The 21,980-nt window shown below is 43.3% G+C and carries 19 protein-coding genes; 17 read left to right on the forward strand and 2 right to left on the reverse strand.

Going from position 1 to position 21,980, the window contains the following annotated elements:
- Positions 1-262 precede the first annotated feature (262 nt).
- From imuA to CWC03_RS11795, 3 genes are read left to right on the forward strand one after another with little or no spacing between them, the layout of a single operon-like run.
- Complete coding sequence (imuA, locus tag CWC03_RS11785; protein WP_138582097.1) at positions 263-949, forward strand: translesion DNA synthesis-associated protein ImuA; 687 nt, start codon at positions 263-265, stop codon at positions 947-949.
- Positions 950-951: 2 nt separating this feature from the next.
- Positions 952-2,349: a Y-family DNA polymerase gene (locus CWC03_RS11790; RefSeq protein WP_138582098.1), complete on the forward strand. Its 1,398-nt coding sequence runs from the start codon at positions 952-954 to the stop codon at positions 2,347-2,349.
- The gene (locus CWC03_RS11795; RefSeq protein ID WP_138582099.1) at positions 2,349-5,426 is read left to right on the forward strand and encodes an error-prone DNA polymerase; all 3,078 of its coding nucleotides are present in this window, start codon (positions 2,349-2,351) and stop codon (positions 5,424-5,426) included. The genes CWC03_RS11790 and CWC03_RS11795 overlap by 1 nt, the downstream gene beginning before the upstream one ends.
- A 116-nt stretch (positions 5,427-5,542) precedes the next feature.
- Here CWC03_RS11795 and CWC03_RS11800 read toward each other — a convergent pair whose 3' ends face one another.
- Positions 5,543-6,013 (reverse strand): hypothetical protein, encoded by a 471-nt coding sequence (locus tag CWC03_RS11800; protein ID WP_138582100.1) that lies wholly within the window; start codon positions 6,011-6,013, stop codon positions 5,543-5,545.
- A gap of 92 nt (positions 6,014-6,105) precedes the next feature.
- On the opposite strand from CWC03_RS11800, the gene CWC03_RS11805 reads away from it, so the two are divergent.
- Positions 6,106-6,489: a response regulator gene (locus CWC03_RS11805; RefSeq protein ID WP_138582101.1), complete on the forward strand. Its 384-nt coding sequence runs from the start codon at positions 6,106-6,108 to the stop codon at positions 6,487-6,489.
- A gap of 92 nt (positions 6,490-6,581) precedes the next feature.
- Here CWC03_RS11805 and rpsT read toward each other — a convergent pair whose 3' ends face one another.
- Positions 6,582-6,842 carry a 30S ribosomal protein S20 gene (gene rpsT / locus CWC03_RS11810; RefSeq protein ID WP_010370978.1) on the reverse strand — a complete coding sequence of 87 codons (261 nt, stop codon included), beginning with the start codon at positions 6,840-6,842 and terminating at the stop codon, positions 6,582-6,584.
- 428 nt (positions 6,843-7,270) lie between these two features.
- Here rpsT and murJ point away from each other — a divergent pair, with 428 nt between their 5' ends.
- From murJ to CWC03_RS11875, 13 genes are all read left to right on the forward strand, one after another.
- A complete protein-coding gene (gene murJ / locus CWC03_RS11815; protein ID WP_138582102.1) occupies positions 7,271-8,833 on the forward strand; it encodes a murein biosynthesis integral membrane protein MurJ in 1,563 nt (520 codons plus the stop codon).
- 67 nt (positions 8,834-8,900) lie between these two features.
- Positions 8,901-9,827 carry a bifunctional riboflavin kinase/FAD synthetase gene (gene ribF / locus CWC03_RS11820; RefSeq protein WP_010370985.1) on the forward strand — a complete coding sequence of 309 codons (927 nt, stop codon included), beginning with the start codon at positions 8,901-8,903 and terminating at the stop codon, positions 9,825-9,827.
- Positions 9,828-9,848: 21 nt separating this feature from the next.
- Positions 9,849-12,677 (forward strand): isoleucine--tRNA ligase, encoded by a 2,829-nt coding sequence (gene ileS, locus CWC03_RS11825; RefSeq protein ID WP_138582103.1) that lies wholly within the window; start codon positions 9,849-9,851, stop codon positions 12,675-12,677.
- 9 nt (positions 12,678-12,686) lie between these two features.
- Entirely contained in the window at positions 12,687-13,190 is a 504-nt protein-coding gene (lspA, locus tag CWC03_RS11830) for a signal peptidase II (RefSeq protein ID WP_138582104.1), read from the forward strand.
- On the forward strand, positions 13,187-13,627 hold the full coding sequence (gene fkpB / locus CWC03_RS11835) for an FKBP-type peptidyl-prolyl cis-trans isomerase (RefSeq protein WP_138582105.1): 441 nt from the start codon (positions 13,187-13,189) through the stop codon (positions 13,625-13,627). Before lspA ends, fkpB begins: the two co-directional genes overlap by 4 nt.
- Positions 13,627-14,556 carry a 4-hydroxy-3-methylbut-2-enyl diphosphate reductase gene (gene ispH / locus CWC03_RS11840; protein WP_138582106.1) on the forward strand — a complete coding sequence of 310 codons (930 nt, stop codon included), beginning with the start codon at positions 13,627-13,629 and terminating at the stop codon, positions 14,554-14,556. The genes fkpB and ispH overlap by 1 nt, the downstream gene beginning before the upstream one ends.
- Positions 14,557-14,569: 13 nt before the next feature.
- On the forward strand, positions 14,570-15,574 hold the full coding sequence (locus CWC03_RS11845) for a sensor histidine kinase (RefSeq protein WP_138582107.1): 1,005 nt from the start codon (positions 14,570-14,572) through the stop codon (positions 15,572-15,574).
- Complete coding sequence (locus CWC03_RS11850) at positions 15,571-16,257, forward strand: LytR/AlgR family response regulator transcription factor (RefSeq protein WP_138582108.1); 687 nt, start codon at positions 15,571-15,573, stop codon at positions 16,255-16,257. The genes CWC03_RS11845 and CWC03_RS11850 overlap by 4 nt, the downstream gene beginning before the upstream one ends.
- 122 nt (positions 16,258-16,379) lie before the next feature.
- Positions 16,380-16,937 carry a type IV pilus modification protein PilV gene (pilV, locus tag CWC03_RS11855; protein WP_138582109.1) on the forward strand — a complete coding sequence of 186 codons (558 nt, stop codon included), beginning with the start codon at positions 16,380-16,382 and terminating at the stop codon, positions 16,935-16,937.
- Positions 16,934-17,941, forward strand: a complete 1,008-nt coding sequence (locus tag CWC03_RS11860; protein WP_138582110.1) for a PilW family protein — start codon at positions 16,934-16,936, stop codon at positions 17,939-17,941. Before pilV ends, CWC03_RS11860 begins: the two co-directional genes overlap by 4 nt.
- On the forward strand, positions 17,929-18,390 hold the full coding sequence (locus tag CWC03_RS11865) for a pilus assembly protein PilX (protein WP_138582111.1): 462 nt from the start codon (positions 17,929-17,931) through the stop codon (positions 18,388-18,390). The genes CWC03_RS11860 and CWC03_RS11865 overlap by 13 nt, the downstream gene beginning before the upstream one ends.
- Positions 18,391-18,412: 22 nt before the next feature.
- Positions 18,413-21,547 carry a pilus assembly protein gene (locus CWC03_RS11870; RefSeq protein WP_138582112.1) on the forward strand — a complete coding sequence of 1,045 codons (3,135 nt, stop codon included), beginning with the start codon at positions 18,413-18,415 and terminating at the stop codon, positions 21,545-21,547.
- A complete protein-coding gene (locus tag CWC03_RS11875) occupies positions 21,534-21,971 on the forward strand; it encodes a type IV pilin protein (protein WP_138582113.1) in 438 nt (145 codons plus the stop codon). Before CWC03_RS11870 ends, CWC03_RS11875 begins: the two co-directional genes overlap by 14 nt.
- Positions 21,972-21,980 lie beyond the last annotated feature (9 nt).

Genomic DNA, 21,980 nt, shown 5'->3' on the forward strand with positions numbered 1-21,980 from the left:
CAGTTGGTTAGCTGTTGCTTAAGTAGATAGCACTTAGCTAAGCCAAAAGACGATTATCTACGCGCCACACTCATTGTTTTACGTCTCAGTTCTCGTCGCCTTTTATACAAATACACTTTGTAGATCTCATTTCTTCTAAGCAAAGCACGATTAACTTAAAGCGCAAACTATGGTGATTTTTAACTCGCCTCTTTTCTAGTGATCTACTTGCGATCTGCCTTTATTTAAATATACTGTATATATAAACAGTTTTTGGTGATGTATGGCGAATTATATAGATCTTCTTGAGCGTAAAAACTTGCTTTGGCGTGGACGTGGACAGGCCGCGCAGCATGATGTCGTCAGTACTCGCTTTGCTGCGCTTGACGATTTACTGTGCGGTGGTTGGCCGCAACAAGGTGTGATTGGTGTGAAAACTGCAATGGGAATAGGAGAGTTAAGGTTGATATTGCCCCATTTTGTGGATGATAACCGTTTGAAGGTATTAATTAATCCTCCAGGGCAAATACATGCCGCAGCATTGCATTATTTATCGTTAGATCTGAGTGAATTTATGATTGTACAGCCTCCAAGTGAAAAAGAAGCGCTGTGGGCTGCGGAGCAATGCGTAAAAAGTGGTGTGTGTAGTGCACTTGTACTTTGGCACGAAGCGCTTTCTATTGCTGCTGTAAAGCGTTTGCAGTTAGGTGCACAGACGGGGAGTTGTAGGTTATTTGTTTTACATCAAGCACAGTACGCCCAGACTTTACCATTTACACTTTCAGTGGTTTTACAAGCACAGCACAGCAGCTTGGATGTGACAGTAAAGAAGCACAAGGGGCACTTTGCACATCGCAGTCTTAAACTAGAAAATACCCACTATTGGCCAGAGCTTGAAAAGCCAAATCTACCTCATGTTAGCGATAATATAGTTGCATTTTCGGGCTATGAGCGGCGTTTAACGAGCTAGTTATGTGGTTATATCTCTATTTTCCTATGCTGCAACTAGAGGGAATGACGAAGCAAACGGTTTCCGGTGATTTTGTTACACCCGTTGTTATTATTGATGGCCGCAAAAACCAGATAGTGCAGTTAAATGATGCAGCGCAGCAGCGAGGTATAAAAATAGGAATGGGCCTTGGGACTGCTTGTGCATTGTGTACACAGCTTCATGTTTTGCCCTACGACGACTTGCTAGAAAGACAGCAGCTATTAGAAATTGCCAATATGCTTTATCAAGTAAGTGCAGATATTGTAATCGATGAACCTAATGGCCTTGTGCTTAAAGTCGATTCTATGCTGTCGCTCTATCATGATTTGCCAAGTTATTGGCAAGTAATATCTGGACAATTAGCGCAGCTTGGCAAGAGTTATTATTACGGCATGGGTGAGTCCACAATAATGGCTAAGCTCTTGGCGCGAGAGCGTTGCAATGTGCTTGTACTAACGCCCTGCCAAAAGCGTCATTACTTGGGGAAAATAGGACTAACACGTACAAGTCTAGACAGCCGGGTGATTGAGCTGCTTGCTCGCACCGGAGTTAAAAATGTGGCGCAGTTAGAGCAGTTTGCACTCAGTGAGCTGGCTAAGCGTTTTGATACTGAACTCGTACATTATGTAGGCTGCTTGTTTGGAAAACTAAAGGAAACCCTTAACTATTTCCAACCTACGGAAACCTTTGAACTTACTGCACCTTTACTTTACGAAGTCGAAGTAATGGCTTGGTTAGAAAAGCCAATCGAACATTTGCTATCGCGTTTAGCGCTATTCCTACAGCAACGTAACTTGGTAACTCGAACGCTTTATTTTACCTTAGCACTTCGAGATAAAGAGGCTTTAGAGATCACATTAAACAGCGCAGAGCCTGAATATAAGGCGGCAAATTGGCAGCGTTTGTTAAACCTCAAGCTAGAATCCATAACCTTAGATGCGCCCGTACAAAGTGTTTCACTCAAAGTTGATGCTTTAGAAACGCAGCATGCCACAATAAAAGATCTTTTCTCAACGCAGCAAAGTGTGATGTCAGCGCAAGGACTGCGAGCTATTCTATGTGCCAAGCTCGGTGAGCAGGCAGTGCAAGGTTTACAACTTACAGGCGATCCTCGTCCTGAAAAGGCCAGCACTTATAGCCATAAGCCCTGTTTCACGGCACTAGATAGTAAGTTAAGGCCCAACATTTTATTTCCGAAGCCACAGCCTTTATGTGAAAGAGTCAATATTATTTCTGGTCCAGAGCGCATCGCTTCAGGGTGGTGGGACGGTGAGCCGGTCCAGCGAGACTATTTTATTGTACAAAATGAACAAGCGCAGCGGTTATGGGTATTTCGAGAGCAAAATAATCATTGGTATATTCATGGAGTATTTAGCTAATGTCTTATGCCGAGCTTTTTTGCCAAAGCAACTTTTCGTTTTTGACTGGCGCATCGCGACCAGAAGAGTTGGTCAAACAAGCAGATTTTTTAGGTTATAGCGCCATAGCCATTACTGATGAATGCTCTTTGGCTGGCATTGTCCGTGCTCATGCTTATATTCGTGATCATAAGCTCAAGATAAAACTGATAGTTGGGAGCTTACTAAAGTACAACAATATTGAATTGGTCGCTCTTTGTCCTTGCCAGCTCGCTTATACAGAGTTATGTCGAGTGATCAGTAATGCTCGCCAGCGAACGGAGAAAGGACAATATCGGCTTAGTGAGTGGGATATTATGTCGCTTAAGCATGTTTTATTGTTGTGGTTGCCAAAGGGTAATAACCAGGATATTCAATCATTACTGTGGCTATGTAAATACCACCAAAATAGAATATGGATTGGCTATCGACGTAACTTAAGTGCAGAAGATGTACATTATTTTACCCACTGTGTAAAACTGTCAAAAGCGTACCAAATACCTATTTGCGCTGTTGGTGGGGTGCTTATGCACTGCTCGTCTAGACTTGCGCTACAGCATACTCTGACAGCTATTCGACAAAACCGTGTGATAAGCGAGATCCCTGAGAAAATGATAAGCAATAGCGAGTCGGCACTGAGATCTATCTCTAAGCTTAATAAGTTGTTTTCACCTACCTTTCTTGAAGAAAGTGCCGATATCGCGAAGCGATGTGTATTCAATTTAGACTCATTGCATTATCAATATCCTCAGGAGTTAGTGCCTAAAGGCTTTACTCCAATGGCTTATTTACGCGCGTTGGTTGAAAAGGGTAAACAAGTTCGCTTTCCTGATGGCGTGCCGCCAGATGTAGAAGCCATTATTGATAAAGAGCTAGCGCTTATTGAAGCGCTTGATTATCCGTTTTTCTTTATCACTATTCATGACATTGTGATGTATGCAAAACAGCATCAAATCTTATACCAAGGGCGAGGCTCAGCCGCTAACTCTGTGGTCTGTTATTGCTTAGAGATAACCGCGGTTGACCCTCGGCAAGTGGGTGTATTGTTCGAGCGTTTTATTAGTAAAGAGCGTAATGAGCCACCCGATATAGATGTAGATTTTGAACACCAACGTCGTGAAGAGGTGATCCAATATATCTACAAAAAATATGGTCGTAAGCGCGCAGCATTAGCAGCAACGGTGATCACGTATCGTTTAAAAAGTGCCATGCGTGATGTTGGCAAAGCCTTGGGCATTGAAATGGCGCAAATAGAGTACTTTATTAAGCATCTCAACCGCCGTGATAAAGGACTTAACTGGCAGGCCCAATTAGTGGAGCTAGGGTTAGAGCCAAGCTCATTAAAAGGTCAGCACTTTATTCAGTTGGTTAATGACATTATGGGGTTTCCAAGGCATTTATCGCAGCATGTTGGTGGCTTTGTGATCTCAGAAGGCCCATTACATGAACTAGTGCCCATAGAAAATGCAGCTATGCCAGAGCGTACTATTATTCAATGGGATAAAGATGACCTTGAAACCCTCAAGTTACTCAAAGTCGATATCTTGGCTTTGGGTATGCTAAGCGCTATCCGTAAGTGCTTTGGTTATATTGCAGCGCATACGAAGCGAAACCTGGATCTTGCCCAGTTGACTCGTATGCAAGACGACCCTTTGGTCTATAAGATGTTGCAAAAAGGGGATAGTGTTGGCGTGTTTCAAGTAGAGTCTCGCGCACAAATGAGTATGTTGCCAAGGCTGAAACCCGCGAATTACTACGACTTAGTGATCCAAATAGCAATCGTACGTCCTGGCCCTATTCAAGGGGATATGGTGCATCCATTTTTAAAGCGACGGGATGGTGAAGAGCAAGTGACTTATCCATCCGAAGCGGTTAAATCGGTATTAGAGAGGACCATGGGGGTTCCCATTTTCCAAGAACAAGTAATAAAACTGGCTATGGTTGCAGCTGGGTTCACTGGAGGAGAAGCAGATAGCCTACGCCGAGCCATGGCATCATGGAAGAAAACCGGAGAGCTGATGCAGTTTAGAGAAAAGCTTATTCGAGGTATGCTGGCTCGGGGCTATGAAGCACAATTTGCTGAGCGGATTTTTGAGCAGATCTGTGGCTTTGGTGAATATGGTTTTCCTGAAAGCCACTCAGCTTCTTTTGCTGTGCTGGCTTATGCCTCTGCGTGGTTGAAATACTACTACCCCGCAATGTTTTATACCGCTTTACTTAATAGTTTACCAATGGGATTTTATTCGGCTTCACAGCTGTTGCAAGATGCATCAAGGCATAAGGTTAGCATTTTACCTATCTGTGTTAACCAGTCCGATTACGAACATCAAGTCGTAAAAGAGCCAAGACAAGCAACGTTTGCGATCCGCTTAGGACTTCGGCTTATAAAAGGATTAAGTGAAGAAGAAGCACTGCAATTATTACAATGCAGACCTCAAGAGGGGTTTGGTAAAATCGTGCAGTTACAACAAGCTGGTATTACCAACAGTACTATTGAAAAGTTGATTTCCGCGGATGCTTTACATCACTTTGTGGATAGCCGTTATGCTGCTAGGTGGTCGCTTGCAGATCAAAGTAAAGCGTTGCCACTATTCTGCGATATTGAAGAGAAAGAGTCGCAATATAGTCACTTCAGCGCCACAGAGTTTGAAAACCTACAGGAAGATTATAATAGCACTAAGGTTTCCTTACGCACTCACCCAATCAAGCAACTTGAGGAAGCAAAACTTATAGTCCGAACCGTTAAGGCTGACGAACTGCTTTATCGACCGCATAAATCGTTAGTAACAGTGATAGGATTGGTGACAGGAAAGCAAGCTCCGGGTACCGCAAAAGGCGTGACCTTTTTTACTTTGGAAGACGAAACAGGCAACATCAATGTGATTGTGTGGTCTGGTACTGCTCGAGCGCAGAAGCAAGCCTATATGGGTGCACAGTTATTAGAAGTAAAAGGTATAGTCGAAAAGGAAGGGGAAGTGGTACATGTTATTGCTGGTAGGCTAATCGATAGAAGTGAATTACTAGAAGCGATGACAATTAAGGCTCGCGCTTTTCATTAGTTGCTTTTTAGTGATTTTTTGTGGCTTAAAGCAGAGGAATGTTGTTTTCGTAAATGTGCTCTATATTTTTATAAAGTTAAAGCCCCAATAAAGAGGCTTTCTGTCATGTCTTCACTTTAGTCTTGGAGCAGCTTCATCATGGCTGCTATAAAACCTTCTTGCTTGATTATTTGGTACTTTTGGCACGAGTCTGGGTTTTTCAAATCGTGGCATAGGTATAGTGTATTGCGCTCAAGCGCTGGCTTTGGATGTAAATTTGAGTCAAATAGCACAGGATCAATACCAGGAAGGCCTGACCAATATACACTACTAGCCACAAGACCTAATTTCTCGTAAGTAATCAGTTGTGGTTTTGGCAAGACAATGAGTAGTATTCCAACGACTGCAAGTGTTATCCACTTACTCTTTCCCTTAGGTTTATCATCATCTGTAGTGGTTTGTGTTTGCTGCGCTTGTGCGGTTTGCTGCGCCTTCATCGCTGCAATTTGTTGTGGCGATGGTCGACGGTTTTTTGTTGTACTAGTGCGTTTCTTTTGGTTGGACTGTACTTGACCTAAAAGCGATTGTTTTTTTGATGGTTTTGCCATGCTTTAAGTAGCCTTTTAGTTGCAGGTCTCTATAATGCTTCTATGCTAAGTATAATAGCTTATTTTTACACTACAGCCTACGGGAAAGGACTATGGATCAAAATATCTCTATTTTAATCGTTGATGATGTAGGGACAGTTCGCAGCTTTTTACATCAAACCTTAATGCATTTAGGCATTGATCATGTGAGAGAAGCCTCCACTGCAACGCAGTGCGTAAAGTCATGTGAAGAGCAACATTTTGATATTGTCTTTTTAGATATTGAGCTGCCCGATGGTGATGGTAAAGAGTTAATTGCAACCCTAAATGAAATAAACCCGAGTATTAATGTCGTTATGGTGTCGGCACACTCAACTGTAGACAATGTTAAGGATGCGATTGAGCGTGGTGCTAAAGGTTTTGTTGTTAAGCCATTTTCACCAAAGAAAATCGCAGCTATGCTGAAGAAGTTTTACCCAGATTTAGAATTGGCATAAAATTGCACTGATTTTATCTTTTGATACCAAAGGTACAAATTACAGACATAAAAAAACCGACATAATGTCGGTTTTTTCAATCCAGCAACAAATTAAAGTGCTTTGATCTTAGCAACTAAACGGCTCTTATGACGAGCAGCTTTGTTTTTGTGGATTAGACCTTTAGTTGCGTAACGGTCTAGGATAGGTGCAGCAACAGCGAATGCTTGAGTTGCAGCTTCTTTATCACCAGCTTCAATTGCAGCGATTACTTTTTTGAAGTATGTACGCATCATTGAACGACGGCTTGCGTTGTGCTTACGACGCTTTTCGCTAGTGATAGCGCGTTTTTTTGCAGACTTGATGTTAGCCAAGGTTTGCTCCTAACAATCTTAAAAATAAGCTTAATTTAAAGGCCGAGGAATATGCCTGTTTTAATCGCAAAAGTCAATATAAATTAACAAGCGCGGCCTAATGTTCAACACCCAAGACTCGACTTGGGCTATTCTCAATTCTTAACCTGTACAAACCAAAACGTTGCGATGCGACATTTTTACTTTTATAGCAGGCAAGTAAACCCGTAATATCCCAAGTTGCACTAATAATTTGCAAAGCGTAACTTCACAAAGTGCCTTGAAAATCTCAGGTCTGAACCAAAGTAAACAGTTAAATTTCACAAGGTGAAATAGGCCTACCGAGGTTAATGGCGCGTATTGTATCAAAGCTGACAGGGCACGCCTAGTGCTAAATGCACAACGACTGTGGCATAATCTGCCGCGATTCACTGAATTTAGGAGTTAAGGTGGCAAAAGGGTTATTTAAATCGGGTATGATTGTCAGTGCCATGACTATGATTTCGCGGGTTCTGGGCCTCGTTCGAGATGCCGTCGTGGCAAACCTATTGGGCGCAGGATTGGCCGCCGATGTTTTTTTATTCGCCAACCGGATCCCTAATTTTTTACGTAGGTTATTTGCTGAAGGCGCGTTTGCTCAGGCCTTTGTCCCTGTACTTTCAGAAATTAAAGAAAAACATGGAGACGATAAAGTAAGGTTATTCGTTGCACAAGCCGCTGGAACACTCGGGACCGTGTTGCTCATTGTTACTATTTTTGGAGTGATTGGCTCGCCTGTCATTGCGGCATTGTTCGGTACGAGTTGGTTCATAGATTGGTGGCAAGGTGGTGCAGACGCCGAAAAGTTTGTGCTTGCAAGCGCACTATTAAAGCTTACCTTTCCTTACTTATTTTTTGTTTCATTGGTTGCACTTAGCGGGGCAGTACTGAATGTTTATAACCGCTTTGCCGCAGCGGCCTTTACGCCAGTTTTACTCAACGTGTCGATTATTGGCTGCGCTATTTTTCTCCATGATAAGTTTGCACAAGGTGCGTACGCGCTAGCACTCGGTGTATTTATTGGTGGTATTGTTCAACTATTATTCCAGATCCCATTCTTGTTGCGCTTAAAAGTCTTGAGTCGCCCTCAATTTGCATGGCGAAGCCCTGAAATAACCAAAGTCAGAACATTAATGATCCCTGCATTATTTGGTGTTTCTGTTAGCCAAATTAACTTACTACTGGACACCGTCATTGCCTCTTTCCTCGTGACGGGATCGATTGCTTGGCTTTATTATTCAGACAGATTAATTGAATTTCCACTCGGCCTATTTGGAATCGGTATTGCGACCGTGATACTGCCTGCACTTTCTAAACTTCACGCAGGAGAAAAAAGTGAAGACTTTCAGAAAACACTAGATTGGGGTGTGCGTTTTGTCATCTTTTTGGGATTACCAGCGATGCTAGGACTGATGGTGACAAGCCCACTTATCATTTCAGTACTATTTGGTCATGGTGAGTTTGTTTCTCAAAATGCAGATAATATAGAAAAAGTCAGCTTAGGGGTAGCCGCATATTCCGTTGGTTTATTAAGCTTTATGCTAATTAAAGTACTGGCACCGGGATTTTACGCTAGACAAGATACTAAAACGCCTGTTCGTATTGGTATTATTACCATGGCACTCAATATGGTTTTCAATCTTATCTTAGCGCCTTTTATTGGTTATCTAGGCCTTGCATTGGCAACTTCATTATCAGCGTCTTGTAACGCGTTTTTACTTTATCGCCAGCTGTCACATCAAGGTGTGTATCAGCTAAGCGGATTTTCTCTTGGCTTTACTGCCAAATGCTTTATTTCAGCGGTCGTGATGGCTGTATGCGTATACTTTCTCGGCGCCCGCTTTGAATGGCTTGAGTGGGGACTGATGGAGCAGGTGTTATTACTTTGCGGATTATTAGTAACCGCAATGGTGAGCTATTTTAGTTTACTATTTATACTAGGGGTGAGGTTGAGCACAATCCGAGATGCTTGATTCGCATTTTTAAGCAACTTGGGTATAATCGGGCTCTTTGATATTTGCTGCACAAAGGCACGGCACTATGCAACTAATCCGAGGGATCCATAATATTCGACCACATCATTTTGGTTGTGTGTTGACGATTGGAAACTTTGACGGGGTTCATCTTGGACATGTAGAGGTTTTGAAGGGGCTGATTAGCGACGCAAAACACTATCAACTTCCAAGCACGGTGATGTTATTTGAGCCTCAGCCCTTGGAGTTTTTTGCCAAAGATAAAGCACCAGCTAGACTGACGCGATTACGTGATAAACTAGTTCTGTTGCAAGAGCTTGGTATAGAGCGAGTCATTTGCGTCAACTTTAATCGCAAATTTGCCTCGCAAGATGCAGAGCAATTTATCAAAGAAGTCCTAGTGACAAAGTTAGGAACCAAGGCGCTCACGGTGGGCGATGACTTTCGTTTTGGCCGTGAGCGAGCTGGTGATTTTGCAATGCTAAAACGAGTGGGCGAACCACTAGGTATGCAAGTAAAAGACACGGCAAGTTTTCGCAAGCAAGATTGTCGTGTAAGTAGCACGTTAATCCGCACGGCGCTTGCGGCTGGTGATTTGCGTCAAGCACATGATATGTTGGGCCATACCTATGCCATTTCAGGCCGTGTTATTCACGGTTGGAAGAAAGGCAGAGAGCTTGGTTTTCATACCGCAAATATTGCGTTAAAACGCCAAGTGAGCCCTGTACGCGGTGTGTATGCGGTCAAAGCGACCGTGAATCACAAAACACATTATGGCGTAGCGAATGTTGGCACTAAGCCAACCCTAAACGGAACGAAAGCGCTTTTAGAGGTGCATCTGTTTAATTTTAATGAGACCATCTATGGTCAGTTTATGAAAGTGGAGCTAATTGAAAAGCTTCGCGATGAGCAAAAATTCGAAACATTGTCGCAGTTAACAGAACAAATAAGTCGTGATGTTAGCAATGCAAAACAGTGTTTTTCTTTAACGTAGCCGATACGGAAAGTAGGATAAATGAGCGACTACAAACATACTTTAAATCTACCGGAAACAGAGTTTCCGATGCGTGGTAATTTGGCGCAACGCGAACCAAAGATGCTGAAAAAATGGTATGAAGAAGATCTATACGGTCAAATTCGCATTGCGAAAAAAGGTAAAAAGCCATTTATTTTGCATGACGGTCCTCCGTATGCAAATGGTGATATTCACCTAGGTCACTCAGTAAACAAAATCCTAAAAGATATTATTATTAAGTCAAAAACGCTTTCTGATTTTGATGCGCCTTATGTACCTGGTTGGGACTGTCATGGTCTTCCAATTGAGCTACAGGTCGAAAAGAAAGTAGGCAAACCAGGTAAGAAAGTATCGGCTGCTGAATTCCGTGAAAAGTGCCGCGACTACGCTAAAAAGCAAGTTGATGGCCAAAAAACAGATTTCAAACGCCTTGGTGTGTTAGGCGACTGGGATAAGCCATACCTAACCATGAACTTTGATTTTGAAGCCAATGCTATTCGTGTGCTTGGTCGTATTATCAAAAATGGTCACCTGCACAAAGGTGCAAAGCCAGTTCACTGGTGTACGGATTGTGGTTCAGCACTTGCAGAAGCGGAAGTTGAATACCAAGACAAACAATCGCCAGCAATCGACGTGAAATTTGTGTTTGCTGATCAAGCGGCAATCATTGGTGCGTTTGGCTTGGCCGAAGGTCACGAAGGCAAAGGCGAAGTAAGTACCGCAATTTGGACTACAACGCCTTGGACATTGCCTGCAAACCGCGCTGTGGCAGTACACGGCGCGCTAGAGTATGCGCTGGTACAAATCGAAGATGAAGGTCAAGAGCAGCGTATTGTACTTGGTTCTGAATTAGTCAAAGACGCTGTTGATCGTTTTGGATTCAAGCACTTCCACGTACTAGGTTACGCGAAAGGCGCTGCGCTTGAGAATCTGCGCGTTGCACACCCATTCTTAGATTTCGATGTGCCTGTTATTTTAGGTGAGCACGTAACAACAGACTCAGGTACTGGTATCGTTCACACAGCACCTGGTCACGGTCAAGAAGACTTTGCAGCGGGTCAGGCTTACGGTCTAGAAGTTGCAAATCCGGTTGGTGCAAATGGTGTTTATCTACCTGATACGCCGATTTTTGCGGGTCAGCACGTATTTAAAGCAAATGATAGTATCATTGAGTTATTAACTGAGAAAGGTGTGCTATTCCGCCATAAGGCACTAACGCATAGTTATCCACATTGCTGGCGTCACAAAACTCCGATTATTTTCCGTGCGACGCCACAATGGTTCGTTAGCATGGATCAGGCTAATCTACGTACTGATTCACTGAATGAAATCAAAAAGACTGAATGGTTACCAGAGTGGGGTGAAAGCCGCATCGCAAACATGGTTGAAGGTCGCCCTGACTGGTGTATTTCACGCCAGCGTACTTGGGGTGTACCAATCGCATTATTTGTAGATAAAGACACCGGTAGCTTACATCCTGAAACGGAAGCTTTAATTGAAGCCGTTGCTAAATTAGTGGAAGAAAAGGGTATTCAGGCGTGGTATGACTTAGAGCCTAGCGCACTATTAAGTGAAGCAGATGCTCAACAGTACGTAAAAGTACAAGATACGTTGGACGTATGGTTTGACTCAGGTGTAACACATGCGTGTGTTGTTGATGCACGTGAAGAATTAACAGGCCCTGCAGATCTTTACCTTGAAGGCTCGGATCAGCACCGTGGTTGGTTTATGTCATCAATGATGACTTCAGTTGCTATCAATGGTCATGCACCTTATAAGCAAGTGTTAACGCACGGCTTCACGGTCGATGAAAAAGGCCATAAGATGTCTAAGTCATTAGGCAACGTGATCTCGCCGCAAGACATCATGAACAAGCTAGGTGCAGATATTTTACGCCTATGGGTAGCTTCTACGGATTATACGGCGGAAATGACCGTGTCTGATGAAATCTTTAAGCGCTCAGCTGACCGTTATCGTCGTATTCGTAATACAAGTCGTTACCTACTTGCGAACCTAAGCGGCTTTGATCCAAAAACGGATTTAGTAGCAATTGAAGATATGGTTGAGCTAGATCGTTGGATTGTAGCGCGTGCAGCGCAGCTACAAACTGAGATAAAAACAGCGTACGACAAGTACCAAATGCTTCAAGTAACACAAAAGCTGATGAACTTCTGTACTGGTGAATTGGGTTCGTTCTATCTAGACGTGATTAAAGACCGTCAGTACACGGCGAAAAGTGATAGCCATGCCCGTCGTTCTTGTCAATCAGCGCTTTATCATATCGCCGAAGCGATGACACGTTGGATGGCGCCAATCATGAGCTTTACTGCGCAAGAAATCTGGGAAGTATTACCAGGTGAGCGTGGCCAGTTTGTATTCACGGACACTTGGTATGATGCAATTGAAGGGGCGACAGAAGGCTCGTTGAACAACGAGTACTGGCAAAACCTACTGGCAGTGCGTGATGAAGTAAACCGTGTGCTTGAGAATGCACGTAAAGAAGAAGTGATCGGTGCGACGCTACAGGCCGAAGTAACGCTATATACAGGCGGTGACTTAGCTGAGCAGCTCAATACCATTGGTGACGAATTACGCTTCGTTTTACTGACTTCGAAAGCAACGGTAGAAGTGGTCAACAGCAAGCCAGATAATGCAATTTCATCAGAAATTGATGGTTTATACATTAGTGTAGCGGCAACATCGGCTAAAAAGTGCGATCGTTGTTGGCACTATACCGACGACGTAGGTATGGATGAGCAACATGCAGATATCTGTGGCCGTTGTATTAGTAACGTTGAAGGTGACGGCGAGCAGCGTCAATTCGCCTAGGAGTAAAACGTGACACAAACTACACAGAAAAGTGGTCTGGTGTGGTTGTGGCTTAGTCTACTGCTTTTTGCAGTAGACTACTTCACCAAAGCACTGGTTATGGCTGAAATGGAACTCTATGAGTCCATTGATATTTTGCCTATTTTCAATCTCACCTATATGCATAACTACGGCGCGGCTTTTAGCTTCCTAAGTGAAGCAGGTGGCTGGCAGCGTTACTTTTTAAGTGGTATTGCCATTGCGATTAGCACTTTACTGGTTTTCTGGCTACGCAAATTGCCCGCATCAAATTGGAAGTTGGGATTAGCCTATGCAATGGTATTAGGTGGCGCCGTAGGGAATTTATATGACCGTATCATTCATGGTTATGTGATTGACTTCCTTCATTTCTATTATCAAGATTGGCATTATCCCGCGTTTAATGTGGCAGACATGGCGATTGTCGGCGGTGCTGCACTATTAATTTTCGATGCCTTTACCAGTGGCGATAAACCACAGGAGAAAAATGCGTGAGTGAGCAACTAATTGGAGCAAAGTCTGAAGTCTTGTTCCATTTTTCAATTAAGTTATCAGACGGTTCAGCAGCAGATTCTACCAAAGTTCATAATAAACCCGCTAAGTTGTTTATGGGTGATGGCAGCCTGACGGAAAATTTTGAAAAGTGTTTGCTTGGATTAAAAGCGGGCGATGAGAAATCTTTTGAGCTAGAGCCAGAAGACGCGTTTGGACAACCAAATCCTGATAACGTCTATTATGTTGACAGAAGCAAATTTGGCGCAGAAACCCCCGCTCAAGTAGGTAGCATCATTGCATTTACGCAACCAGATGGTACTGACTTGCCTGGATTGATCCGAGAAGTAGCTGGCGACTCGGTAACGGTTGATTTCAATCACCCGCTTGCAGGCCAAAAAGTAACGTTTGAAGTTGAAATTCTTGAGGTAAATAACTAATGGATATCTTGCTGGCAAACCCAAGAGGATTCTGTGCAGGTGTAGATAGAGCGATCAGCATTGTTGAGCGTGCACTCGATATTTTCGAAGCGCCTATTTACGTTCGCCATGAAGTTGTTCATAACAAATATGTTGTTGATGGTCTGAAGTCTCGTGGTGCGGTATTCGTTGAAGAGCTAAATGAAGTGCCAGACGACAGTATTGTTATTTTCAGCGCGCATGGTGTTTCTCAGCAAGTACGTAATGAAGCGAAGCGCCGAGAGTTAAAAGTCTTTGATGCAACTTGTCCGTTGGTGACAAAGGTGCATATGGAAGTGACGCGTGCTAGCCGCAGAGGTACTGAGTGTATTTTGATTGGGCATCACGGCCACCCTGAAGTTGAGGGTACTATGGGTCAGTATGACAATCCGAACGGTGGTATTTATCTTGTTGAAAAACCAGAGGATGTAGAAGCACTTGAAGTAAAAGATGCTGACAATGTGTTCTATTGTAGTCAAACGACGCTATCAGTAGATGACACTGCAGATGTAATTGACGCACTGCGTAGCAAGTTTCCGAACATCAGTGGCCCTCGAAAAGATGATATCTGTTATGCTACGCAAAACCGTCAAGATGCGGTTCGCGACTTAGCGGACAAAGTTGAGTTGTTGCTTGTGGTAGGTGCGAAAAATAGTTCTAACTCTAACCGCTTAAGAGAACTTGCGGATAAAATGGGAACTAAGGCATTTCTCATTGATGATGCTTCTTCCATCGAAGAAATTTGGTTCGATGGGGTTGTAAAGGTTGGTGTAACTGCCGGTGCCTCTGCACCTGAAGTGCTGGTTCAACAGGTTATCTCACGACTTAAAGAGCTTGGTGGGGAAACGGTAATTGAGAACCCTGGACAAGAAGAAAATGTCGTGTTTGCCGTGCCTGTAGAACTCAGATAAGAGAGTTAGCACGATGACGCCGCGGATCAGGTTGTTGTCTGCACTATTGAGTGAGCGAGGTGTGCTAGCATTGCTAGTTGCCTCGCAAATCCTAGCCTTTTTATATACGCTGATTTCCGCGACAGCGTTTTGGCAATCCCTTGGATTAACCAGCTTATTTATTCATTTCACTGCCTTTTTATCACTTGCTGTGATAGCGGTTGTGCGCCACGCTGTTGAGAAGCGCTCAGATCTAGTTGAAGCAGGTATTCTCATTTCTGTCTTCGTGCTTTGTACTGTTTTCACTAGTACGGCTTTTCCCTATGGTTTTACATTGCTCGGTTGGATTGATGAGGCAAAAATTGAATTGAGCTTATGGCGTAACATCGCAATATGTCTTTGCATTATCACGCTTTTCGCGCATTTCTTAGCTATCTTTACCGATAATATTCGTAAGGTGAAAGCGCTATCTCAAGCGGAACTTGAAGCGTTACATGCGAGAATTCGGCCGCACTTTTTATATAACTCACTCAATACCGTGGCCGAATTGACTCATATCGATCCAAATGCAGCAGAAAAGTCAGCATTAGCCCTTGCCGATTTATCTCGCGCTGCGATGTCCACACAAAATATTGTTCCGTTGGAAAGTGAAATATCGTTATGCAAAGCGTATTTAGCACTTGAGCAGTGGCGCTTTGCAGAGCGTTTGAGGGTAGAGTGGGAGTTAGACAATGTCTTGGGAGATGTCTTGATCCCTGCGTTGATATTACAGCCATTGGTGGAGAACGCGGTTAGCCACGGGGTAGAGCCAAACCCAAATGGAGCGGATATTCGTATTCATATTCACTGTAGTAAACGCACCTTGTCGGTGGTAATTTTTAACAGCTATGACGCAAAATTAAAGCCGACGCACCAAGGGCATGGCATTGGGATAAGTAACATCAGACGCCGCTTGGCTTTACACTACAATCAGCCAATTGATTTTAAAACCGAAGCCAGTCAAGATAGCTATACCGTCAGTTTTTCGCTACCGCTATGAAAACAGTAATATCTTACCTTATTGTGGATGATGAGCCGTTGGCAAGAGCTCGCGTTAAACGATTAATGCAAAAGCACGTAGGCTTTCGTTGTATCGGTGAAGTTGACTGCACTGACGGTGTGGAAGCGCTACTAAATCAGGAGCCTGTACAGCTAATTTTTCTTGATATCTCGATGCCGGGTCAGTCAGGTGTTGAGCTTGCGAGTCAATTACGCCTGCAATTTCCGAGGATGAAAATCGTGTTTCTAACGGCGCATCCGGAATATGCGCTAGAAGCATTTGAACTGCACGCCAATGGTTATTTAGTGAAGCCACTAGATAGTGATAAGCTAGATGCTTTATTGACTACTATCTTTCCGAGTATGGAGACGCTCAGCTATTACGTTGGCAGTGAGTTGCGTTGCGTTCAGGTTTCGGATGTTATTGTTGCCGAGGCGGATGAAAAATATACGCGAGTAACCTTGAATTCCGGTCTACAAGCATTAATTGACATGTCACTCAAGTCACTGTTAGATAAGTTTCCAACACATTTTATTCAAATCCATCGCAGCACATTAGTTAAGCGAACGGAAATCACTGCTTTAGAACTACATGAACAAAAGCACTATGTTTGCCTCAAGTCGCTGCCCAATCGCTATGAAGTTAGCCGTAGAGCTTACACCCAGCTAAAAACATTATTTTGAGTGTTAAGCTAAGTGGTGAATAAACCGTTTATCGCCTCAATAGACCTTTCATACTATCCCATATTGAGTTTCAAAGACGACGGCTTACACTGAAGCTAGGACAATTGAATTCTGGTTGAGATATGCATATTTCGCTAAAGCAACATGGCTTCACACTGTTAGAAGTGCTTATTGCGTTTATGATTTTAAGCTTTGGACTGCTTGGTGCTGTGGCATTACAAGCAAAAGCTAAACAGGCAAGTTTTGATTCTATGCAGCGAGCCGCTGCGGTAGAGCTTGCCAGTGACATCATGCACAGAATAAGAACAAATGATGCGGCAAATATAACCACACTTTACGATGTTGACTTTAATAGCACCGAAGACGTACAGGTAAACACCACGTGTTATACACAGCGCTGTAATGCAGAAACGCTTGCGAAAACAGATATTGCTAATTGGCGTCAAGCGATAAGAGCAAGGGAAAATACAGGTTCATTGGATAACGCAGTTGTATGTATTAATCCTACCTCGGATGCTGGTAACGCATCAGGGGTGAATGTACAGGTTATTGTCACTTGGCGAGGGCGCCAGGCAATGACCGCATTGGAAAATAATCCAGCAGCCGGGTGTGGTGTTGAAGACGATAGACGGCGTGCAGTCGTAATGGAAACTTTTGTGTTGTTAAGGAGTCAGCCGTGAACAAAATCCGAGGTTTTACATTGTTGGAGCTCATGATCGCGATGTTTATCGGCGTGTTGTTGTTAGGTGGTGTCATTGCAACTTACGTCGGTATGAAAGCGACGACCAACGACACCATGAGTATTGGAGAGCTACAAGAGAAAGGACGCTTAGCGCTTTCTATTATGAGGCGGGATATCGAGCAAGTTGGCTTTTGGGGGACATTTTACGATCAAGGTTTCACCGATGATAATCAAGCCGCTCCAGCTAATCCAGGGAGTGACTGCTCTGGCGGGATAAACAATGGTAGTTTTCCGAACAATGAACCCGCTAATTTCAGGCCTATTTGGGCAACATTCACAACAAATGCAACGGCAATGGGGTGTATAACCAAAGCTCGACCACAGTCAGAAGTATTACAGGTGAAGTTTCTGGAAGGGAGCCCTGTAGAGGTAACAGGTCTTGTGCCAGATGCAAGTGCTATCCAATCAACCAAATATTATTTTATTGCACAGCAAGAGCAAGCCGAATTCATTGCAGGTGGCAATATTGGCAACATGCCAAGCGTGAATGCGACACTTTGGCCATATAGTCATCATGTATATTATGTGAGTGAAGAGCAACAGGTAATTAATAATCGTACTATTACTATCCCGGTTCTAAGAAGGCAAAGGCTACATGTAAATGGTGGTATGAAGGACGAATTAGTGATCGAAGGCGTTGAACAAATTCGTTTCGTTTTTGGTTTAGATACTAACTTTGATGGTCGAGTTGATCGATATAGAAATACAGCAAATATGTCCGATGCTGACTGGGGCGCTACAAGAGGTATTCTATCCTTACAGCTGTTTGTATTAGTCAGGGTCTTGGAACCGGATGTTGACTTTGGGGTACAGTCGCGATCGTATGTATTAGGGAATGATCCTAATAGGAGGACGGTTACTTACAACGATGCCATCAGACGTACCGTATTTACAACCACAATATCAATGTACAACATGGGAGGCTCGGCATGGGAAATGTAAAACAACAGGGCGTGGTATTGATCATGGCGATGGTCATGGTAGTTGCAATAATGGCGGTCGCAGTAACGTTAATGAGTACCAGCACGTTGGATATTAAAATGACGCATGCCGTCATGGAACGAGAAGAAGCAGAAAGCTTATTATTCGGTGAAATGCAAAGATTAATTCAGCAAGAGCAGCGGCGTTCGGACAATATTTTTCTGCGTTCAAGGCAGCAGTTAGCAGACGAAGGCACAACAGTACAAACACCGAATGGCTTACAAGCCACTGTAACCAACCTAAATAATGGAGAGTTAGAGCTGTTTTGTCCACGTCAATATGACTATACCGAGGGGTTTGTGTGTAACATGACGGAAGTCGAAGCCACTGTGGAATATGGTGATAGGGGACGTCACAACGTCACTATCGTGATGGGAATTGGTCAGGAAATTGTGAGCGTTTCAAATTAACCCCCTTTTTCGAGTAACTGATATGAATAAGTTAATATACACGATAGTTGCATTAACGGCGCTATTACAAACCGCTCAAGCAGAAGACATTGAGCTTTATGTTAAACATAATGTTTCTACTCGTGAGCAACCTCGGGTACTGATGTTGTTCGATACATCAGGCAGTATGGCGTGGGACTCGCAAAATGGTAAGGCGTGTTATGAGCGTTACTCATATCGCGTGTGGACTGGCTGGCGTTATGAAACACGTTATGGCTACCGAGAAACAGAGTGCTTTAACGGTAGTAACTGTTATCAAGCAAATCAGTACAATCAAGCTGTACAGGGCTGTGCTGATAGCCGCCTCAAAGTTGCGCAAAACGCGATGCGTAAACTGGTGAATGATAACGCAGATATCCAATTTGGTTTATCTCGCCTATATTCTTCAAGTGGCGGTTATATATTAAATGGTATTGGTAGTAGTAGTGATGACATTATAGAAAAAATAAATGCATTACCAGCGTCTGGCTCAACGCCGTTATCTGAAACCTTATGGGAGTTGTATAACTACCTTAAAGGAGGGGATGTCTACTGGGGCGAAAACGGTGGAAACGATAGAGATAAGAGTATAGAGCGTCGTGGTAATTATATCTCCGCGTTTACTCCAGCCCGTGGCGCGGAGGAACGTTGCGATACCTCAATTAATTTAATTTTAATGACAGATGGAGATCCAACCAGTGACACTAGCTCTAACAATAGCATAGTGAATGAATATTTTTCAGTCTATGGCTCTTATCCCAATTACTTTGATATAAATGAAGGCTCTGGCGTCACTAAAAATTATTTACCCGCATTAGCTAAAACAATGCGCGGTACGTCTCAAGTTAAAGTTGACTTATATCCTTCTACACCTGATGAACACGATTTTGCACGGGTCTTCACGATTGGTTTTGGTAATGGTATGTCGGGTACAGGCATAAATCTGCTTAAAGAAACCGCGACGCAAGGTGGTGGGCAATATCTTCATGCGCATACTGCAAATGAACTGTCGGACGTGCTCAAAACCACCATTACCAATATCAGAAATGTGAGTGCAAGTTTTAGTTCACCAACGGTGTCCGCAAATGCTGAAGATCAAACCCAAACAGGTGATGCACTTTACTACACCCAGTTTAAACCGGAAACACATACGCGTTGGCGTGGCAACCTGAAAAAGCTAAAGTTTGTGGGTACAGAAATAGTAGGTCAGGAGCGAACCAAAGCGATAGATAACAAGGGTGCTATTGATAGCAACATCACAACGTATTGGTCGCAAGCGGAGTCAAAAGATGGCAATAATATAGAAAAGGGCGGGGTTAACTATGCCCTTGAAAATCAGCTTACTAGAAAAGTCCTCTCTGATTTTGGTGGCAGCGATTTAGTTGATTTCACTTATAATAACGCCGAAAGTGCCTATGGTAATTTAACCAAACTTGCCACCGCAATGGAGCTAAGTGGTGCAAGTAAAAGCGAGATACAAAGTATTTTTAATTGGGCGATAGGTCAAGACGTTGACGACGATGATGGTGACGGTTTGAGATCTGAAAGAAGAGCAGACATATTCGCCGATCCCCTACATTCAAAGCCTGCAACGGTTGACTATGGCAATGGCGATATTCGCGTGCTCATTGGCACTAACGCGGGCATGCTTCATATGTTTAAAGATCAAGGAAATAGTGTAACTGAAAGCTGGGCATTTATCCCAGGTTCTTTATTACCTATCCTGAATCCAGTCAAAACAAGTAAAGCAGAAACCAAACTGTATGGTCTAGATGGACCAATTACTGTGTACTTTCACGATGTAAATAAAAATCGTAAGGTGGAAGCGGGTGATAAGGTTTGGGCCTTTGTGGGAATGCGTCGCGGTGGTAATAAATACTATGGTTTTGATATTACCAACCCAGATTCGCCCAAGCTGTTGTGGGGTGGACCTATTTCTGGTGATTCAAATAAGTTTAAGAATTTAGGGCAAACGTGGTCCAAACCTGTGGTGACTTTTATTGAAAAGCAAAAGGATAGACCGGTATTGGTTTTTGCCGCAGGATACAATATCAATAAAGACAATGTTTCACGTAGCGATGATAATGATAAAGGCGTAGGAATTTACATGGTTGATATCATGTCAAACAATGCTGATATCGTCTGGTCGCTTACTGGAGATGCGTTTAAAGGTAAGCACAGTATTGTTGCTGAGCCAACGTTAACAGACTCAGACTATGATGGCTATATTGACAGAATTTATCTAGCGGATACCGCGGGGAGTATCTGGAGAATTGACATACCCGGTCCGAACCCATCTGATAGTACGGAACCTTGGACGCATTTTGAATTGGCGCGTTTGGGGAGTAGCTCTGCTAATGAAGATAGGCGCTTCTTTTATCGTCCAAATATTGCTCGTACCTTTTATAGTAAGGTAACTGAGACTAGATATAATGGGAATTTAATAAAAGAGCGCAGAGATACACCGTTTGACGCCATCGTTATCGGCAGCGGTAATCGCTCTAAGCCGACAGATTCAAGTGTGACTGACTATCTTTTCATGATTAGGGATATTCATACGAAAACGCAATCTTTTGTAAACGATATTCCAGACCCTATATTAATTTCTGATTTAATGGAAATGAAGAGTGATCCGTTTGGAAACGCTGTAGATGATATTGATGACTTTGTTGAACTAGAAGTAGAATTGGCTAAGTTTAATGGCTGGAAGTATCAGTTATCAGGTGGTGAAAAATCGCTATCCGGTGCTACTGTAATTGGAGGAGTTGCTTACTTTACTTCATTTACACCTGCAGATCAGGCTACCCAGCAATGCACGTTAACGGGTGGTAAGGGGCAGCTATACATGTTCCACTTACATTATGGCACAGGGAAAACTTACGTGACTTCGCAGGATCTACCGGATACACCGACTCTAGTTGTACGCAAAGATGAAAATGGTAAAAGAGTTCCTTATATTGCAGGCCCTGGGATTATAGCTGATGACAGTAATCCATTTGTGCCGCCAGGAATACCGGGTGAACCAGTGCCAGTTGTAGGCGATGACGACAAGGTTATTATCTTTAAAGATAAAACCTCTGGGATCAGAACAAGGCAACTTTATATTTATAAGAGGGAAGATAGCGATGAGAAGAAATAGTACCCAAGGCAAAGCAATGTCAGGCTTTACCCTGATTGAAGTAATGATAGTGGTGGTGATCATCGGTATTCTCTCTGCGATTGCGTACCCTAATTACACTGAGTATGTGAGAAGAGGGGCGAGGGCTGATGCTATGACTTTGTTACTTGACGCCGCGAATAAGCAAGAGCAGTTTTTTGTTGATAATAGAGCTTACAGCGATAATCTAGCAGCAATTGGTGTGCCAACAGCAACAGAAAATGGCTACTTCAATGTAACACTTGAAAATGTCACCAACGATACTTTCAGAATCGTTGCAACAGCCGCTGCAGGGCCCGTTCGAGGTGATGAACAGTGCCCAGCTTTAACTATTGATGAGCTTGGCGTTCGTGGTGTTACTGGGACCACGAATCAAGACGCTATCGATAGGTGTTGGGAGCGTTAATTTTCGGGG

This window comes from Pseudoalteromonas sp. S2755, from assembly GCF_005886535.1.
Taxonomy (GTDB): Bacteria; Pseudomonadota; Gammaproteobacteria; order Enterobacterales; family Alteromonadaceae; genus Pseudoalteromonas.

Bases quoted from the DNA above. Each gene is read 5' to 3' on its own strand.
- ileS (WP_138582103.1), top strand. From the start codon at position 9,849: ATGAGCGACTACAAACATACTTTAAATCTACCGGAAACAGAGTTTCCG.
- ribF (WP_010370985.1), top strand. From the start codon at position 8,901: ATGCAACTAATCCGAGGGATCCATAATATTCGACCACATCATTTTGGT.
- CWC03_RS11800 (WP_138582100.1), bottom strand. From the start codon at position 6,013: ATGGCAAAACCATCAAAAAAACAATCGCTTTTAGGTCAAGTACAGTCC.
- CWC03_RS11875 (WP_138582113.1), top strand. From the start codon at position 21,534: ATGAGAAGAAATAGTACCCAAGGCAAAGCAATGTCAGGCTTTACCCTG.
- CWC03_RS11795 (WP_138582099.1), top strand. From the start codon at position 2,349: ATGTCTTATGCCGAGCTTTTTTGCCAAAGCAACTTTTCGTTTTTGACT.
- imuA (WP_138582097.1), top strand. From the start codon at position 263: ATGGCGAATTATATAGATCTTCTTGAGCGTAAAAACTTGCTTTGGCGT.
- pilV (WP_138582109.1), top strand. From the start codon at position 16,380: ATGCATATTTCGCTAAAGCAACATGGCTTCACACTGTTAGAAGTGCTT.
- CWC03_RS11845 (WP_138582107.1), top strand. From the start codon at position 14,570: ATGACGCCGCGGATCAGGTTGTTGTCTGCACTATTGAGTGAGCGAGGT.
- CWC03_RS11790 (WP_138582098.1), top strand. From the start codon at position 952: ATGTGGTTATATCTCTATTTTCCTATGCTGCAACTAGAGGGAATGACG.
- CWC03_RS11850 (WP_138582108.1), top strand. From the start codon at position 15,571: ATGAAAACAGTAATATCTTACCTTATTGTGGATGATGAGCCGTTGGCA.
- ispH (WP_138582106.1), top strand. From the start codon at position 13,627: ATGGATATCTTGCTGGCAAACCCAAGAGGATTCTGTGCAGGTGTAGAT.
- CWC03_RS11805 (WP_138582101.1), top strand. From the start codon at position 6,106: ATGGATCAAAATATCTCTATTTTAATCGTTGATGATGTAGGGACAGTT.
- CWC03_RS11870 (WP_138582112.1), top strand. From the start codon at position 18,413: ATGAATAAGTTAATATACACGATAGTTGCATTAACGGCGCTATTACAA.
- CWC03_RS11865 (WP_138582111.1), top strand. From the start codon at position 17,929: ATGGGAAATGTAAAACAACAGGGCGTGGTATTGATCATGGCGATGGTC.